A 17,042-nucleotide genomic window follows, 5' to 3' on the forward strand; every position below is an offset into this window, starting at 1 on the left:
TATAAAGAGTTAGACAAATTGAAGAAATCTCCAGTATTTACTGGTTATAGCATAAAAAAAGCACCCAATAATAGATGCTTATAAAATATAAAAAGTCGGGATGACAGGATTTGAACCTGCGACCACACGGCCCCCAGCCGTGTACGCTAACCGGACTGCGCCACATCCCGATTTAATGAGACCCCAAAAGAAAACATTTTCAAATAAATTTCAAAGGAATTTTCTCGAATAAAATAAAAAAGCCAAAGCATTTTGCTTTGGCTTTTATTATATGGGCGCTCTTATTTTAAGCAGTCATTTCTACTTCCGTTTCCTTAGCTGCTAAATAACGTTCAGCATCTAAGGCCGCCATACAACCAGTTCCAGCTGCAGTAATAGCTTGTCTGTAAACGTGGTCTGCAGCATCACCCGATACAAATACTCCTGGCACATTGGTCTTAGATGTTCCAGGTTTATTAATAATATATCCTGTTTCGTCTAAGTCTAGAAAACCTTTAAAAATATCTGTATTTGGTTTATGACCAATAGCTACGAAAAATCCTGTTGCAGGAATTTCATGCTTTTCATTAGTTTTGTTATTGTATACACGAACACCTGTTACTACTTGTCCATCGCCTAAAACCTCATCTGTTTCGGTATTAAATAGGATATCGATATTCTCTGTTTTTTGAACTCTTGAAGCCATGATTTTAGAAGCTCTAAATTCATCACGTCTCACTAACATGGTTACTTTTTTACAAAGCTTAGATAAATAGTGTGCTTCTTCACAAGCTGAATCTCCAGCTCCAACAATTACTACTTCCTGATTTCTATAAAAGAACCCATCACATACAGCACATGCCGATACACCACCACCAAGTTTTAAATATTTTTGCTCTGATTCTAAACCTAAATATTTAGCCGATGCTCCAGTTGAAATTATAACCGTATCACAGTGAATTTCTTTTGTTTCATTAACCCAAACTTTATGAATATCACCAGAAAAATCTACTTTGGTAATCCAACCATCACGCACATCAGTTTCGAAACGTTCTGCTTGTTTTTGTAATTCTACCATCATTTCTGGTCCAGTAATCCCTTGAGGATATCCTGGGAAATTTTCAACTTCATTGGTTGTAGTTAATTGTCCACCTGGCTGTGTACCTTGATAAAGTACTGGTTTCATATTTGCTCTTGCAGCATAGATTGCAGCAGTATAACCTGCAGGTCCAGAACCTATAATAAGGCATTTTACTCTTTCAATTGTATCTGACATAATTGGTTTTTATAAATTTAATCTTGACAAAATTAGAATTTTTGATAATAACATTACGTTAAAATTATCAAAAGATATTATAAAGGTATTAATATCTGTTATATCCTAAATAATCGAATAGCTAGTTGATAAAACAAAAAAAGCTGAACCTATGTTCAGCTTTTTAATTCATCAAATAATAAATCTACAGGTACTTTCTAATCGATTTTATAATGGCCAAAGCATTTTAACACCTTGCTTTAGTTTTTCATAATCTTTATTAGCAATTATATCTTTTGAAATTAATTGTGAACCCATACCAACACAAGTTACCCCTGCATCAAACCAACCTTTTAGATTTTCCTCTGTCGGAGACACACCCCCTGTTGGCATAATACTTGTCCAAGGCTGTGGGCCTTTAATACCTTTCACAAATTTAGGTCCGTATAAATCTCCCGGGAATAACTTCACAATTTCACATCCTAATTCTTCAGCTCTGGTTATTTCGGTTAAACTCCCGCAACCTGGTGACCATAATACTTTTTTACAGTTACAAGCAATTGCAATATCTTCTCTTAAAACAGGTGTGATTATGAAGTTTGCACCTAAGGCCATATATAATGAGGTCGCTGCTCCATCGGTCACAGAACCAACACCCATAATCATACCCGGTAATTCGGCAATCGCATATTTAGTTAACTCTCCAAAAACTTCATGAGAAAATAACCACGAGCTGTAAACTCCATTAACCGCGCTCCACCACCGTAAAAGGCTTTTAAGACTTTCTTACTTAATTCAATATCGTTATTGAAAAACAGTGGAATCATCCCAGTTTCTTTCATTGCCTGAGCAACTTCTAATCTTGTAAATTGTGCCATTTCTTAAATATATTTAGCGTGCAACTCGTCCAGAAGCATCACCTCCCATTAATTTTTCAACTTCAGCTACGGTTACTAAATTAGCATCACCTTTAATGGTATGTTTTAAACAAGAGGCCGCGACTGCAAAATCTAAGGCATTCTGATCATCTTCTGGGTATTTTAATAATCCGTAGATTAATCCTCCCATAAAGGAATCTCCTCCACCTACTCTATCAACGATATCGGTAATTTGGTACTGAGGTGTTTCATACATCTTTTCCCCATCGTATAACACACCTGCCCAAGTATTATGAGATGCAGAAATAGATCTTATTAAAGTAGTAATTACTTTTTTAGCTCTTGGAAATTTCTCCATCATTTGCTTACAAACAGATAAAAACGCCTCAGCCTTTACATCATGCCCTTGTGTTTGCCGCCCTTGGCGCCTTACAAATATTGAAAGAAAAAAATATTAAAGTACCAGAAGAAATTGCACTGGTAGGTTTTGGCAACGAACCGTTTACTTCTATGCTTTCACCATCTATTACTAGTGTAAACCAACATAGTAGTGAAATTGGCAAGCAAGCTGCATTAACTTTTTTAGAACGTGTTAAGCACCCTGAAATAAAGCAGACATTAAAAAAGTACATTTTAAATGCAGAATTGATAGTACGAGACTCTTCCAACATTAAAAAAACAGATAAAAGAAAAGCCTTGAAAATGTTATCAAGGCTTTCTACTTTCTTGTTTAGAGTTTTTTAAATTATTTTTCTATTTCTCCTATTTTTTTAATTTCTTCAGCTTTCCTACTTAGGACTTCTCTACCCTTTTTAATAGTTGTATCTAATTCATCTAATTTCTCAGAGGCCTTATTCAGCTTTTCTTCCTTCTCTTTTATTTCCTCTTCAGACAACTCCTTATTTTCCTTAGCTTTTTCTAAGCGCTCTCTAGCATCTTCAACTGATTTCCTTCCACGTTTTACGGTATTTTCTTCTTCATCTAATCGCTCTCGTGATTCCTTCAACTTATCTTTTGCCATAGCCGCCCGATACTGACCAAACTCCTTGGCTGTCATATCTCCTTTATTTTTTCCATAAGCGTGACCACTAATTTCCTTATGAACCTTTTGCTTGGAATCTTTCATGCCTTGATCCGCTTCATGCTCCATATCGTCATATTCTTCTTTACCCTTCTGTTTCATTTCTTTGGCCTTTCCCTTGCCTTTAGCCTCCATTTGGCCCACCTTATTTTCAGCCTCCTCAACATCTGCTTCCATATCATTTATATGTTTTGCAGCTTTATCATTAGCCTTTTTGACCTTCTTTAATTTTTCCTGAGTATGTTCCTTTTCTTTAGATTTACCCTGAGCATATGATGTTGCAACGAAAGTAACAGTAAACAAAACCAACAAAACAGCTTTTATAATATATTTCATGTTTTTAAAATTTTTTAATTAAATACTATCAATTTCTTTTATTAAACTTTCTACCTCTGTGGCCTTATCGCTAACCGCATTGAGTGTAGAATCTATAACCATTTCGGTTGATTCGATTTGCTCTATTTGAGCGTCTATAGTCTCTTTAGTTTTCTTATCATCTCTACATGAAAAAAGTGTTAGTAAAGAAAATAACATTACTGAAAGCGCTATTTTTTTTGCATTCATAATTTTATGGGATTATTTTGAAGTTAATATACAAAAAAAGCCCTAAAAAGGGCTTTACTTTATTAAAATACAAACTATTAAACTCTAAATATTTAAATAATAGATTGTATTTTTTGAATAATTCGCTTAGCTAAATCGTCAGCTTTATTTTGTGAAGTACTTTCGGTATATATACGGATTATAGGTTCGGTATTCGATTTTCTTAAGTGTACCCATTCAGACTCAAAGTCTATTTTTACACCGTCTATAGTATTTACTTCCTCCTCTTTATAAATATCGGCTATCTTTTCTAAAATAGCATCAACGTTTATTTCTGGAGTGAGTTCAATTTTATTTTTACTCATAAAATATTCTGGATACGAATTTCTTAGAGTCTTACAAGATACCTTTTTATTTGCTAAATGCGATAAAAATAAGGCCACTCCTACCAGAGAGTCTCGACCATAATGTGAATCAGGATAAATAATTCCCCCATTACCTTCACCTCCAATAACAGCATTTGTTTTTTTCATTTCAATTACCACATTAACTTCTCCAACTGCACTAGCGGTATACTTACCTCCATACTTTATAGTAATATCTTTTAATGCCCGTGAAGAAGATAAATTTGAAACAGTATTGCCCTCTTGCCTACCTAATACATAATCGGCACATGCCACAAGCGTATATTCTTCCCCAAACATAGAACCGTCTTCGCAAACTAATGCTAGTCTATCAACATCAGGATCTACTACAATTCCTAAATCGGCTTGTTCTTTAACAACTAATGCTGAAATATCGGTTAAATGTTCTTTTAAGGGTTCTGGATTATGTGGAAATTGTCCATTTGGTTCACAATATAATTTTACACAGTTAACTCCTAATCTTTCAAGAAGTGCTGGAATAGCAATACCGCCCGTTGAATTTACAGCATCGACAACTACTTTAAAGTCAGCATTTTTAATTGCTTCGGTATCAACCAGTGGTAATTTCAAAACTTCTTCTATATGTTTTTGTATGTAACCATCAACATTCAGAAACCAACCTAAATCATCTACTTCGGTAAACTCATAAGCATCAGATTTAGCTATTTCAAGTATTTCGGCACCAGCGGCACCGTTTATAAATTCCCCTTTATTATTTAAGAGTTTTAAAGCATTCCATTGTTTTGGATTGTGACTTGCGGTTATAATAATGCCTCCATCTGCATTCTCTAAGGGAACTGCTATTTCAACCGTGGGCGTTGTAGACAATCCTATGTCTTTAACATTAATTCCCAATCCAATCAACGTTTTGCTTACCAAATCGCTAATCATTTCACCAGAAATTCTAGCATCACGACCAATAATTACGGTTAATGTTTTATCGGAACTCTGCCTTCTTAACCACATGCCATAAGCTGCAGCAAATTTAACAGCATCTATAGGGGTTAAATTATCGTTTACAGTCCCCCCGATAGTTCCTCTAATTCCTGAAATTGACTTTATAAGAGTCATCTTAATTTCTAAATATTTTAGTTTTTAATCATATGTACGGACTACCTGCTCATGAATACCTAAAATTCTTTGCATTAAAATATCGCAGGCTGTTTTTGATTTGCCAATAAGGTTAATTTCAACTTTTAAATCAATATTCGGACTATTAAAACACCTAATACTAAACCATCCATTCGGGTAATGAACTTTTAATTCTTGAGACTCATTCTTAAGGTACAAGTCAAACTCACCAATCACCCAATTAATAAACTTATGGTAAACATTAATGTTTTTAACCAAAACGAATTTTTTCATTTCAATTACGGATGATTTAGTATTAGGCGCTTCAACAACCATTTCCATTGCTATAACAATTTATTTTTTTAATATTCCCATCTCACAAAGGCCTCCATAGCCGCATAATGCGCTAAACCTAACTGATGATATAATTCGGCAGTTTCGCGGTTTCTATCTTCCGCACGTTGCCAAAACTCCCGGCTATCACTTCCCTGAAACACCACCCCATCTTTTTGTGACTGATGTTTGAATATCCCATTACGTTTTTCTAACACCTGTCCTGGACTCATAGGTACTGCCATTTCTATTTCATCAATCCCCCACTCTTGCCATGCACCTCTGTATAACCATAACCAGCAATCCTTCATGAAGGCTTTTGGTTTTAGCCTTTTAACAGCTTCAAAAATGGCATCCAAACATACTTTATGCGTACCATGCGGATCGGCTAAATCACCCGCAGCATAAATTTGATGTGGTTTTATCTTCTCGATTAAATCCATAGTTATTTGAACATCGGCCTCACCGATAGGCTTTTTCTCAATGGTACCCGTTTCATAAAATGGTAATTCCATAAAGTGGATATTCTCATCTTTTAATCCCACAAAATGAGCAGTCGCTCTGGCTTCTCCTTTTCGAATTAAACCTTTAATGTGTCGTACTTCGGAAATATCAATCTCACTATCCTTTTTAGTTTTAATAAACTTAATCGCCTTTTTGTAAATAGCATGGGCCTCATTACTCTTGATACCGAACTTCTCGTTATAATCGCACACAAAGCTTGCAAATCTTACAGCTTCATCATCGGCTACGGCAATATTACCCGAGGTTTGATAGGCCACATGCACATCATGACCTTGCTCTTGGAGGCGTTTAAAAGTACCTCCCATACTTATAATATCATCGTCTGGATGTGGGCTAAATATAAGTACACGTTTTTTTGCAGGTTCTGCACGCTCTGGTCGTTTACTATCATCTGCATTAGGCTTTCCTCCAGGCCAACCTGTAATAGTATGTTGGACATTGTTAAAAATATTTATATTAATATCATAAGCAGGCCCTGAATCGGCCAGTAAATCACTCATTCCATTTTCAATATAATCGGCATCGGTAAGCATTAAAATGGGCTTTTTCAACTTAAGAGCCAATCCTAGTACAGCTTTTCTGGTCATCTTTTCGGTCCATTCTATCTTCTCTACTAACCACGGCGTATTAATACGCGTTAGCTTTGAAGCAGCACTCTTATCCATAACAAAAACAGAGTTCGTGTGTTCCTGTAAAAAAGAGGCTGGTACCAGATTGGTTACCGGACCTTCAGCCGCGGCCTTAATGATATTGGACTTTCCTTCTCCCCAGGCCATCAAAATAACACGTTTGGCCTCCATAATTTTCTTAACCCCTAAGGTTATAGCCGTTCTAGGAGTTTTATCTAATCCGCCAAAATCATTACTGGCTGCTACTCTGGTAATATGATCTAAGGCTACCAATCGTGTTCTAGAATTTTGTAAAGATCCTGATTCGTTAAATCCGATATGACCATTACCTCCAATACCTAAAATCTGTAAATCAATTCCGCCTAATGCCTTTATTTTTGCTTCATAGTCATTACAATATTCAGAGATTTCTGCTTTTGTTAAAGTACCATCCGGAATGTGAACATTCTCAGGTAATATATCGACATGCTTGAATAATAATTCATTCATAAATCGCACATAACTGTGTACAGAATCCGGCTGCATTGGGTAATACTCATCCAGATTAAAGCTAATTACATTTTTAAAGCTTAAACCTTCTTCTTTATGTAAGCGAACTAGTTCAGCATACAATCCTTTTGGGGTAGAACCAGTAGCTAATCCCAAAACACATGGTTGTTTCTGTGATTGCTTTACTCTTATTAACGCAGCTATTTCTTCGGCTACTGCTTTTGAGGCGCCTAATGAATTTTCAAAAACAACGGTATCGATATTTTCGAATCGCTTTTCAAATCCTGTTGCTTTATCTATACTACTCTTTATCATTTTTATTGTATTTAACTTTTATTTCTTGTAAACTCTATTTTTTCTTTCCTAATTTATGTCCCCACACTGCAAAAAACAATATGATGGCATAACACGGAATTAAAATCCAATAACTACTGGTTGCTGCACTTGCTGTCGCTTCCGCTTGTTCTAATCCACTTGCAATAAGCTCATGCTTGCCGGCATCAACCATTCTTCCGTAAAGTGGTGGTATGATAGCCCCTCCTGAAATAGCCATGATTAATAAGGCCGAAGCTGTTTTCGTGAATTTCCCTAATCCTTCTAGAGTTAAAGGCCATACGGCTGGCCAAACCAAAGCATTTGCAATACCTAAGGTTGCCACAAATAATACCGATGTAAATCCTGTGGTTGATAAGATGCAAATACTGAAAATAATACCTAAAGAGGCACTTATTTTTAAAGCTGTCCCTTGTTTTAAGTACTTTGGAATTAAAAACACCCCCAGAGCATAAGTACAGACCATAGCCAACAAGGTTAAGGTTGTAAAAAACTTGGCATCTTCGGCAGCAAACCCTAATGAAATACCATAGGCTATAATGGTATCACCTGCAATAACTTCCGCGCCTACATAAACAAATAAGGTTAACACCCCTAACCATAAATGTGGAAATTGAAAAATATTAGTCTTTTCGGTAGTGCCCGAAGTATTCTCTTCAATGGGAGCAGCCTCAACATGTGGTAAAGGAGCTTTTCTAATTAAAACCGCCAATACAACCAATGCAATAGCCATAACCAGATATGGAACAAAAACACTATCTGCCATTGTACTTAATAAAACCTCCTTTTCATCAAAACTCACCGTCGATAATTTTGCTTTTACCTCATCGATACCAGACAGTAACAAGGCTCCAAATATTAAAGACCCGAGGGCTCCTGCCGTTTTATTAGCAATCCCCATGATAGCAATACGTTTCGCACCACTTTCTATAGGTCCTAAAATGGTAATATATGGATTGGCTGCCGTTTGCAGCAATGTCATTCCTATACCTTGAATAAAAATTCCTGTTAGAAAGATCCAATAAGTTCGAGCCTCAGCGGCTGGTATAAAAACCAAGGCTCCAATAGCCATAATAAACAACCCTAGAGACATGCCCTTTCTATAACCTATTTTAGTGAGTATTTTAGAAGCCGGTAAGGCCATCACTACAAAAGATATGTAGGATGCTGATGCCACTAAATACGATTGCGCTTCCGTTAATTCGTTGATCGTTTTCATAAACGGAATTAAAGCTCCGTTTATCCAAGTAACAAATCCGAAGATGAAAAATAACCCTGCAATTATCGCTATTGGTACTATATTATTAGTTTTTGTTGTTTGCATAGTTTTTAATTTAGTTTATCAATTTGTTGGTTTAAGCTCTCTAATAATTTAAACTGGTTTTTAGCTCTATCGAAATTATGCTCCGGATACTTTATTTTATAATAAATATCACCATTCAGATAATCGGTTAAAAAGCGTAGGGCCATAATAAATATCATAGTTTTTGCGCCCAATGGCAAGTACTTAAGCTCTATATCGTTTAAAGAAGTTTTCATTTTCTTTAAAAAGCCTTTGGTGTATGCCTTATAATAATCAAAATTGAATTCTACCAAATCTAAATTCGTTTCATCTTCGGCAGCCGTATTACAAATAGTACGTATGGCATCACCAAAATCATAATGTACAATCCCAGGCATCACCGTATCGGTATCAATAACGCATAAGCCCTTATTCTTTTTATTAAAAAGCACATTAGAAATTTTGGTATCGTTATGTGTAACTCGAATACGTATAGCTCCAGATTCCTTTAAATTTTGAAGTATGTGCATTTCGTCTTTTAAAGACTCTACTAATTCAATATAACCTTTAGCATCTTTTAAACGCTCCTCTGTGGCTACTTTTAAAGACTCTTCAAATTGCCAATAACGAAAAGACATATCGTGAAATTTGGGAATAACCTCTATAAGCTGGTTCGCATCGAAATCTTCGGTTAATCTTAAGAATTTACCCATAAGTTTCCCTCCTTCATAAGCAATCTTTTCACTACTAACAGTTTCGTAAGTTACACTCTTGTCTATGAAGTACATTAAATTCCAATAATTCCCATCTTCATCTTTATAGTAAGACAAACCATCATGAGTTTTTTCAAAAGCTAAAACTCCTCGTTGTTGCTTTTTTATTGACTTATCTTCTAATTTCTTCTGAATATGGCTACTTACAACTACTTTATTATTTATTAATCCTGGCACATCTTTAAATACTCCATGATTAATACGTTGTAAAACGAAATAAGGTTTCTCCTTCGTTGTAATCAAGTAGGTATCATTAATATGCCCCGAAGCCAGTTCTTTAAATCCTTTGAACTGTGCACCATGATTAAACTCGTTGAAAATATTTTTTAATTGCTGTTCTAACATACTACCAAAGATTTTTAGGATACACTTCAGCCGCTTTTAATTTACCAATTGCTTCTTGAACAATTTCTTTATCTTCTTTATAGGTTACTCCAAACCATTTGGAATTAGACTGTAAAACTTCAACTGTCGCCTTCCCCGATTTTAAAATCTCGTTAACTATTGATGGCAAATAAAATTCTGCCTTTAAGTTCTCTTTATTAGCTTCTAAAAACTCTAAAAACAATTGACCTCCAAACTCAAAACATTTTGGTGTAAACCCCCAGAAATTCATAGAAACAACCGTATTTTCGTCGATTGGAATTAAATTACCATCATCATCTTTTCTAAATAATTCACCATCTATTTTTTCAATATGAGTTCTTTCAGTTACATCAACTAAAAAGCCCTTATCATCTACTTGACATTCTCCACGTGATACAAATCCATGATCGGAAACTGTATTCTTTAATAAATATGCCATCGTACAGAATTGGTAAGAATCAGAATCCTTATCCATTAAAGATTTAGCCATCACTTCAAAGGCTTGTTTTCCGTAAAAATCATCAGCATTAATTATGGCGAAATTTTCTTTTACGGCATCTTTAGCCATTAAAAGTGCATGTCCTGTACCCCAAGGTTTTGTTCTCTCAGGATTTATATAAGCTTCGGGTACGTTCTCTAATTCCTGATATACATAATCAACTTCGGCTTTTCCCTCCAGTTTTTTATTAAATATCTCCTTAAACTCTTGTTCAAAACTTTTTCTGATGATAAATACAAACTTTCCAAATCCTGCACGTAGGGCATCATAAATTGAAAAATCTATGATGGTATCTCCTTCAGGAGTGAAGGCATCTATCTGTTTAAGTCCACCATAACGGCTTCCCATTCCTGCTGCTAATACTACTAAAGTTGGTTTTTGTTTATTCATTTCTATTCATTAATAGGCCAAATATACAATTTATTTTCGAAAATGTGCTCGAACACACAAAAAAATGTTCTCGAGCACATATAATTGTGTGTTCGAGAACAAAATAAGCATACTATTAAATGATTTATTTATATTTGTGCTTATGACAAAAAAATACACGATAAAGGATATTGCCGAAATGGCAGGTGTATCAAAAGGCACGGTAGATAGAGTATTACATAACAGAGGTAAGGTTTCCGACTCCGCCAAGGAAAAAATCACTAAAATTCTTGAAGAAATAAATTTTAAACCCAATCCTATTGCTAAAAACCTGAAGAACAATAAAATTTATCGTATTTGTATTCTTTTTCCAGAATCTCACAAAGACTCCTATTGGGTACCTTGTTTAGATGCTATTACAGAATTCGAAGAAAACTATCAGTCTTTAGGAGTTAAAACTGAACAATATAGATATAATTCCTCCTCACCTCAATCATTCAAGGAAACTGCGCTAAGTTTAATCAGTACAGAACCCGATGCTATTTTAATGGCGCCATTATTTTTTAATGAGGCCCAGGCCGTCTCAAAACTATGTCATGATAAAAATATCATTATTTCAACCTTCAATAACATTATTAGAAAAGAAGGGTTTTCTAACTATATTGGACAAGACCTTTTTCAAAGTGGACGTATCGCGGCTAAATTATTAGACACATTATTAGGCCAAGGACACATTGCTATTATTCATGTAGATGAAATAGTGCAAAATGCGACTCATATGCAGCAAAAAGAGCGAGGTTTTAAAAGTTATTTTGAAGACAAAAACAGTTCAAGCTATAAAATTTCTACGATTAACCTTGATAAGAATTTAAATTTTGAAAATGAGGAATCCCTAGAAGCCTATTTCAATAACCATGAAGATATTAATGGCGTTTTTGTAACAACCTCAAAAACATATAAGATAGCGGAGTTTAAAAAAACATATCAAAAAAACTTAAAAATTGTAGGCTATGATTTAGTAGATAAAAATATTACGCTTTTAAAAGAAGGCTATATTGATTTCTTAATAAACCAAAACCCGAAACAGCAAGCATTTGTGGGATTGAGCACCCTAGCGGAACACTTACTATTCGATAAAGACATTCCGAAAAGCATTCTACTTCCAATTGATATTATTAACTCTGAAAACTTTCAACAGTACTTAGAATAAATTTATCTATTGTTAAACAGTTCATAATAATGGCCGAATAATATTCTATTTTAGACAGTTATTTTTTAACCCCCGAAATACTTCGGACTTACTTAATTAAAACGACTTCTAATTTCATCAAGAATACTTGAGAGATACTACACTTAGAAGATGGTCATTGATATAATAATAATATCAGATTAAATCAAAGAATTCTAACGAAGATGATTGATTATGAATTCTTAGTAATGACAATAACATAAAATTCCTATATAAAAAAAGCCTGATAATAAATTATCGGCTTTTGTTGGGGCAGCAGGAAGACCTGAAACTCCAACTAATATAGTAAACTTAACAAGCTATAAACTTAAAAATTAACTTAAAAGTTCATTTTTTGTTGAAGTAACACACTATATAAATACAAAGGCTGTCTTGTTTGAATCAAGACAGCCTTTTAAAGTCTAGTATTAATAGTTTACCACCCTGGATTTTGTGTCATATTAGGGTTGATAACTGTTTCTGAAAAAGGAATTGGATATAAGTACATTTTTGGGTCAAAAGGTCTTGTTGTTAAAAGCTCTTTTGTATAAATAAAACCACCTGTACCATTTTGTTGCACATCCATTTTGTAAATAGCTGTAGTTTCTGGCCCTATTTTCCAACGACGTACATCCCAAAATCTATGACCCTCGAATGCTAATTCTACGCGTCTTTCATTTCTAAGTTTTGCACGGAATTCCTCTTTGGACATCCCTGAAGGGAATGCAGGCATCCCCACTCTTGAGCGTACCTCATTAACGGCTTGGCGTGCTGTTTTACCAAAAATACTTGGATCCTCTGGTCCATAAGCTTCGTTCATTGCTTCAGCATAATTAAGCAATACCTCTGCATATCTAAACAATACCCATGTATGCTCTTTTTGAGTAACATTTGGGGCTTCTAAATTTATCGTTGGATCTACGTATTTTTTCAAATAATAGCCGGTTTCTGAAGCATATCTTAAAGGTGCCCCATTACGTCCGCCCTCGTAAACTTCAACTGTCTGACCTTTAAAAGTAGAACCATTGTAGATAACAGTTTCAGCTAATCGCGGATCTCTTCCTGCATATGGGTTATTTGGATTGTAACCAGAACCTGGCTGATCAACCCCCAAACCTGTGGCTTTCATTTCGTAAGCATCAACTAAGTTTTGGGTTGGGGTATTTCCTGAACTACCACCAACATAACCTACTGGAAAGTTAATGCGTTCAAAATTATTACTAGGACTTTGTCTTCGCTCCAAAATCAATTCTCTATTGGAGTTGCTGTAGTTGTTAAACACGCTAGAATAATTATTGTTTAAAGAATATACTCCTAAATCGATAATATCATACGCAGCTTCAGCAGCTTTAACCCAAGCTGATGTAGTTCCTTGAGGATTGTGAAGTGGGCTCGCAGCATACAAAAGTGCTTTTGCTTTTATTGCTAAAGCAGCCCCTCTGGTTATACGGCCAGTTTCAGCTAATCGCTCCCCGACATAAGTAGTTGGTAAATTAGGAGCAACAGCATCACATTCACTAACTACATAAGCTATAACATCTTGAAAGGAACTCCTTGAGATTGTATTGGCCTCGTCTATTGAAATCACCTTGGTGATTAAAGGAATGTCACCGTAGCGTTTGGCCAATTCAAAATAATAAAAAGCGCGTAATGCTCTAGCTTCATATTTTTTACGTTCTAGTTCGGCCATTAATACATCATAGGTAGGATCCTTGTCATATAAATGCTGTTCATATTCATGTTTCTCTACCTCTTCTAAAAAACGGTTTGCACGTCTAATAACTTCATAATAACCCCATTTAGAATCTATTGGTTGTGATGGGCTCCATGAACCATTAAAGTACTTGTTAACTAAATTTATATCATCTACAAACACAGCATCATCTGAACCTGAAGCCAGCATTGCACCCCCAACCTGTGTAAAACCGCTTGGCAAACCAATATAAACTCCTACTAGTGTCCCACTTACTCTGTCCAAATCTGAAAAAACATCATCTTGGGATAGATAATCCTTCTCATTATAGTCTAAATAGTCACATGAACTTAGGAACAAGTTAAAAATGAGCAATACTATTATTGAATATTTCATTGTTAAATTTTTTCTCATTAGTAAATTAATTTAAAAAGTAAAATCTAAACCTAAACTTAAGGTTTTAAGAAGCGGATAAGTAGTAGATAACGCCTCTGGATCCATCTGCTCTATACTATCCCATGAAAAAAGATTGGTTCCTCTAGCAAAAATTTTAAATTCATTCACACCATATTTATTTACAAATTGTTGAGGTAAATTAAAATAAAATTCCAATGTTCTAAGTTTTACATAACCTCCATCTTTTAACCAAATATCGTTAGAACGGTAGTTATTATCATTGTCTAATGTGGTCAATCTAGGCAATGTAGCCGTAGCAGCAGTACTTGGTGTCCAAGCATTATTTGAGAACGTTGTAATATTGGCATTATTTATCAACGGCCAATACACATTTTGTGTATTCAATAATACGGATTGATTAGCTATACCTTGAAAAATGGCATTAACTCCCAAACCTTTATATTCGGCATTTAAATTAAGTGAGAAATACATTTCTGGAACGCTTGTACTGTAACCTAAAGCTACTTGATCGAAATTATCAATCACATTATCTCCATTTTGATCTACATATTTAATATCTCCAGGAGAAACCAAAGAGAACAACTGTGGATTGCTATTGTCAATATCTGCTTGACTATTAAAAAATCCATCTGAAACAAGTCCAAATGCCTGCCCAATAGAATGACCTGTTCTTTTCATATAATCATAAGGTCTAGGTGTTTCGCTCATTTCTTCAATTCTATTTTTTGAATAAGAGAACATAGCGGTTGCAGCGTAATTAAAATCTTTGCCGCTCTCTTGCCATGTAAGCGATGCTTCTAAACCTCTGTTGGTAACTTCACCATTAGGAAGTACTGGCGCACCTACACCTAATAAATTAGATGTTTGTCCATCTGAAAACACTAGAATATTGGTTCTTTTGTTGTAAAAGGCATCTACCGTTAGATTTAATTTTCTAAATAAATTAACATCTAAACCAATGTTGGTCATCATGGCCTTTTCCATTTTCGGATTTCCACCTAAGCGACCTTCTCCACTACTCCAAGAAGCATTGTTATTCCTTGTGAAAAAATAATTGCCAACACTACCATATCTTTGATCTTCGGTATTCTGCTGAATCCTGTCATTTCCTGCATAACCAAAAGACGCTCTAAGCTTTAAATATTTTATCCAAGAATCTTCTTTAATAAAATCTTCATTCGAAATAACCCAAGCAGAAGAAACAGCTGGATAAAATTCAAAGCGATCTTTAGGCAATACACTAGATCCTGCATAAGATAGAGTTACATCGACCAAATATTTATCCTTATAACCATAATGGAAATTTCCTGCTAAATTTTGACGCAAGTATGTGGTGTATTGACCTTTGCCTACATATTTATCTTGAGCAAACATTAAAAACGAGTTAAACTCATGATTATCAACTTGTTTTTCATAGTTTAACTTTCCGAAGAAATTAGTATACCTATTAAGGAAACCATTTCCAGAATTAGCCCTCAATGCTGAATCTTCACTGTAGGTTTGGGATATGGTATCCAAAGTTGTCTCATTTCTTGTTAGCTCTTCATATAAATAGGTTTTAGTTTGTCCATCGATAGAAGTTGCACGGTTAAAATGACCTACCGTAAAATCAGCTGACAAACCTTCCAAAATACTCCCTAAATCTTGCTTCAGCGTACCACCAATACCTATATTTGTTGCTTGATTTTTTTCATATCCTGTTGAATTAATCATTGCAACCGGATTGTTTCCATATATATTAGTACCTCCATAAACATTTTTATAGTTTCTTACCGGAAAAGCATTTGCAGGCGTTCCGTACATAGCATCCATAATGCTCCTATATGAACTACCTGGAGAATATAACTCATCAATAGCTCCTAATAAGCGAGCATCAAGTTGTGTTGTTGATGTTAATTTTACATTCAAATTACTTATAAAATTTACCCTATCATATTTTGATTGAGTAGCGTACTCTTCCAATCCCCTGTCATTATACAAACCATTCTCTGCCTGATAATTGATAGCTGCGTAGTACGTCATACTATCATCTCCACCACGGAACGCCGCATTAAGGTTCATTTTGGTACCAGTACCTCTCATACTCTCATTAATCCAGTTAACATTTGGATAAAAATCAGGTAAACTTCCGTCTTTGTATGCTTGAATGGCTGCTGGAGAATACAATGGTGACAACCCATCCAATTCTCGTGCTTGGTTAACAGAAAGAGCATAGCCACTGGCATCTAAAAAGTCTGGATAACCAACAGCGGTAGTAATCCCACTTTGGTAACTTAGGCTTACATCCATTTTTTGTTTTACACCTGTTTTGGTAGTAATAAGCAATACCCCATTAGCTCCACGCTGTCCATATATTGCTAACGCTGCTGCATCTTTTAAAACTTCTACACTTTCAATGGATTGCGTATTTAAATAGCCAATATCTGTTTGAATCCCATCTACTAAAATGAGAATGGAATTGTTGTTTAAGGTATTTAACCCCCTTATAAACAAATCAGGATCTCGAGCACCTACATTTCCTCCATTTTGTAACACCATTAAACCAGGTAACAAACCATAAAGTGAATTGGCTGGATTAAATGAATTTGTTTTCTCCAATTCCTCCCCAGATACTTTATTAATTGCGGAAGTAAGTTTCTGTTTTTCAATTTGCATACCATTACCAGTATAAATGGTTTCAGAAACTAATTTTTGCACCAACGCATTTTTTAATACTGTAGAGTCTTGATTCTTAATTGTAACTGCTGTATTCTGGTTTTGTGCCATTACACTATAAGTCATGCACGGTAAAAATACGAGCAGACACCAAAGAATACTATGTTTCTTTCTAGAATAGTTATTCATCTTATATTTTTTTCAATTAGTTTTTATCTT

13 protein-coding genes, 1 tRNA gene and 2 pseudogenes are annotated in these 17,042 nt (G+C 34.9%); 2 read left to right on the forward strand and 14 right to left on the reverse strand.

The window, feature by feature from the left end; all coding sequences use genetic code 11:
- Positions 1–95: 95 nt before the first annotated feature.
- The 4 genes and pseudogenes from H611_RS0103325 to H611_RS0103340 all read right to left on the reverse strand — a co-directional run.
- A tRNA-Pro gene (locus H611_RS0103325) sits at positions 96–170 on the reverse strand.
- 116 nt (positions 171–286) lie between these two features.
- Positions 287–1,255 carry a thioredoxin-disulfide reductase gene (gene trxB / locus H611_RS0103330; RefSeq protein WP_027137009.1) on the reverse strand — a complete coding sequence of 323 codons (969 nt, stop codon included), beginning with the start codon at positions 1,253–1,255 and terminating at the stop codon, positions 287–289.
- 184 nt (positions 1,256–1,439) lie between these two features.
- A pseudogene (locus tag H611_RS13915) lies at positions 1,440–2,112 on the reverse strand (bifunctional 4-hydroxy-2-oxoglutarate aldolase/2-dehydro-3-deoxy-phosphogluconate aldolase).
- 13 nt (positions 2,113–2,125) lie between these two features.
- Positions 2,126–2,524 (reverse strand): annotated as a pseudogene (locus H611_RS0103340) (PfkB family carbohydrate kinase); the annotation flags it as partial.
- Between H611_RS0103340 and H611_RS0103345 the strand changes: the two are divergent.
- Positions 2,521–2,856: a substrate-binding domain-containing protein gene (locus H611_RS0103345; protein WP_316928835.1), complete on the forward strand. Its 336-nt coding sequence runs from the start codon at positions 2,521–2,523 to the stop codon at positions 2,854–2,856. The pseudogene H611_RS0103340 and the gene H611_RS0103345 sit on opposite strands and share 4 nt — an antisense overlap.
- Position 2,857: 1 nt before the next feature.
- On the opposite strand, the gene H611_RS0103350 is transcribed toward H611_RS0103345, so the two are convergent.
- The 8 genes from H611_RS0103350 to H611_RS0103385 all read right to left on the reverse strand — a co-directional run bounded on the left by H611_RS0103350 (position 2,858) and on the right by H611_RS0103385 (position 10,851).
- Positions 2,858–3,529, reverse strand: a complete 672-nt coding sequence (locus tag H611_RS0103350) for a hypothetical protein (RefSeq protein WP_027137012.1) — start codon at positions 3,527–3,529, stop codon at positions 2,858–2,860.
- Positions 3,530–3,547: 18 nt separating this feature from the next.
- Entirely contained in the window at positions 3,548–3,727 is a 180-nt protein-coding gene (locus H611_RS0103355) for a hypothetical protein (RefSeq protein WP_157515038.1), read from the reverse strand.
- Between the two features lie 122 nt (positions 3,728–3,849).
- On the reverse strand, positions 3,850–5,232 hold the full coding sequence (glmM, locus tag H611_RS0103360) for a phosphoglucosamine mutase (RefSeq protein WP_027137014.1): 1,383 nt from the start codon (positions 5,230–5,232) through the stop codon (positions 3,850–3,852).
- Between the two features lie 24 nt (positions 5,233–5,256).
- A complete protein-coding gene (locus tag H611_RS0103365) occupies positions 5,257–5,574 on the reverse strand; it encodes a hypothetical protein (protein ID WP_027137015.1) in 318 nt (105 codons plus the stop codon).
- A 20-nt stretch (positions 5,575–5,594) separates the two neighbouring features.
- Positions 5,595–7,523, reverse strand: a complete 1,929-nt coding sequence (gene nagB, locus H611_RS0103370; protein WP_027137016.1) for a glucosamine-6-phosphate deaminase — start codon at positions 7,521–7,523, stop codon at positions 5,595–5,597.
- Positions 7,524–7,557: 34 nt separating this feature from the next.
- Positions 7,558–8,865 (reverse strand): sugar MFS transporter, encoded by a 1,308-nt coding sequence (locus H611_RS0103375; RefSeq protein ID WP_027137017.1) that lies wholly within the window; start codon positions 8,863–8,865, stop codon positions 7,558–7,560.
- A 5-nt stretch (positions 8,866–8,870) separates the two neighbouring features.
- A complete protein-coding gene (locus H611_RS0103380) occupies positions 8,871–9,941 on the reverse strand; it encodes a phosphotransferase enzyme family protein (protein ID WP_027137018.1) in 1,071 nt (356 codons plus the stop codon).
- Position 9,942: 1 nt separating this feature from the next.
- Positions 9,943–10,851: a nucleotidyltransferase family protein gene (locus H611_RS0103385; RefSeq protein WP_027137019.1), complete on the reverse strand. Its 909-nt coding sequence runs from the start codon at positions 10,849–10,851 to the stop codon at positions 9,943–9,945.
- A 142-nt stretch (positions 10,852–10,993) separates the two neighbouring features.
- On the opposite strand from H611_RS0103385, the gene H611_RS0103390 reads away from it, so the two are divergent.
- Complete coding sequence (locus tag H611_RS0103390) at positions 10,994–12,040, forward strand: LacI family DNA-binding transcriptional regulator (protein ID WP_027137020.1); 1,047 nt, start codon at positions 10,994–10,996, stop codon at positions 12,038–12,040.
- Between the two features lie 454 nt (positions 12,041–12,494).
- Here H611_RS0103390 and H611_RS0103395 read toward each other — a convergent pair whose 3' ends face one another.
- Together H611_RS0103395 and H611_RS13920 are read right to left on the reverse strand one after the other, a co-directional pair.
- The gene (locus H611_RS0103395; RefSeq protein ID WP_027137021.1) at positions 12,495–14,147 is read right to left on the reverse strand and encodes a RagB/SusD family nutrient uptake outer membrane protein; all 1,653 of its coding nucleotides are present in this window, start codon (positions 14,145–14,147) and stop codon (positions 12,495–12,497) included.
- Positions 14,148–14,177: 30 nt separating this feature from the next.
- Positions 14,178–16,949, reverse strand: coding sequence for a SusC/RagA family TonB-linked outer membrane protein (locus tag H611_RS13920; protein WP_169515977.1), 2,772 nt, complete (start codon positions 16,947–16,949; stop codon positions 14,178–14,180).
- Between the last annotated feature and the right edge of the window lie 93 nt (positions 16,950–17,042).

This window comes from Gaetbulibacter saemankumensis DSM 17032 (genome assembly GCF_000425645.1).
In the GTDB taxonomy this organism is placed as follows: Bacteria; Bacteroidota; Bacteroidia; order Flavobacteriales; family Flavobacteriaceae; genus Gaetbulibacter; species Gaetbulibacter saemankumensis.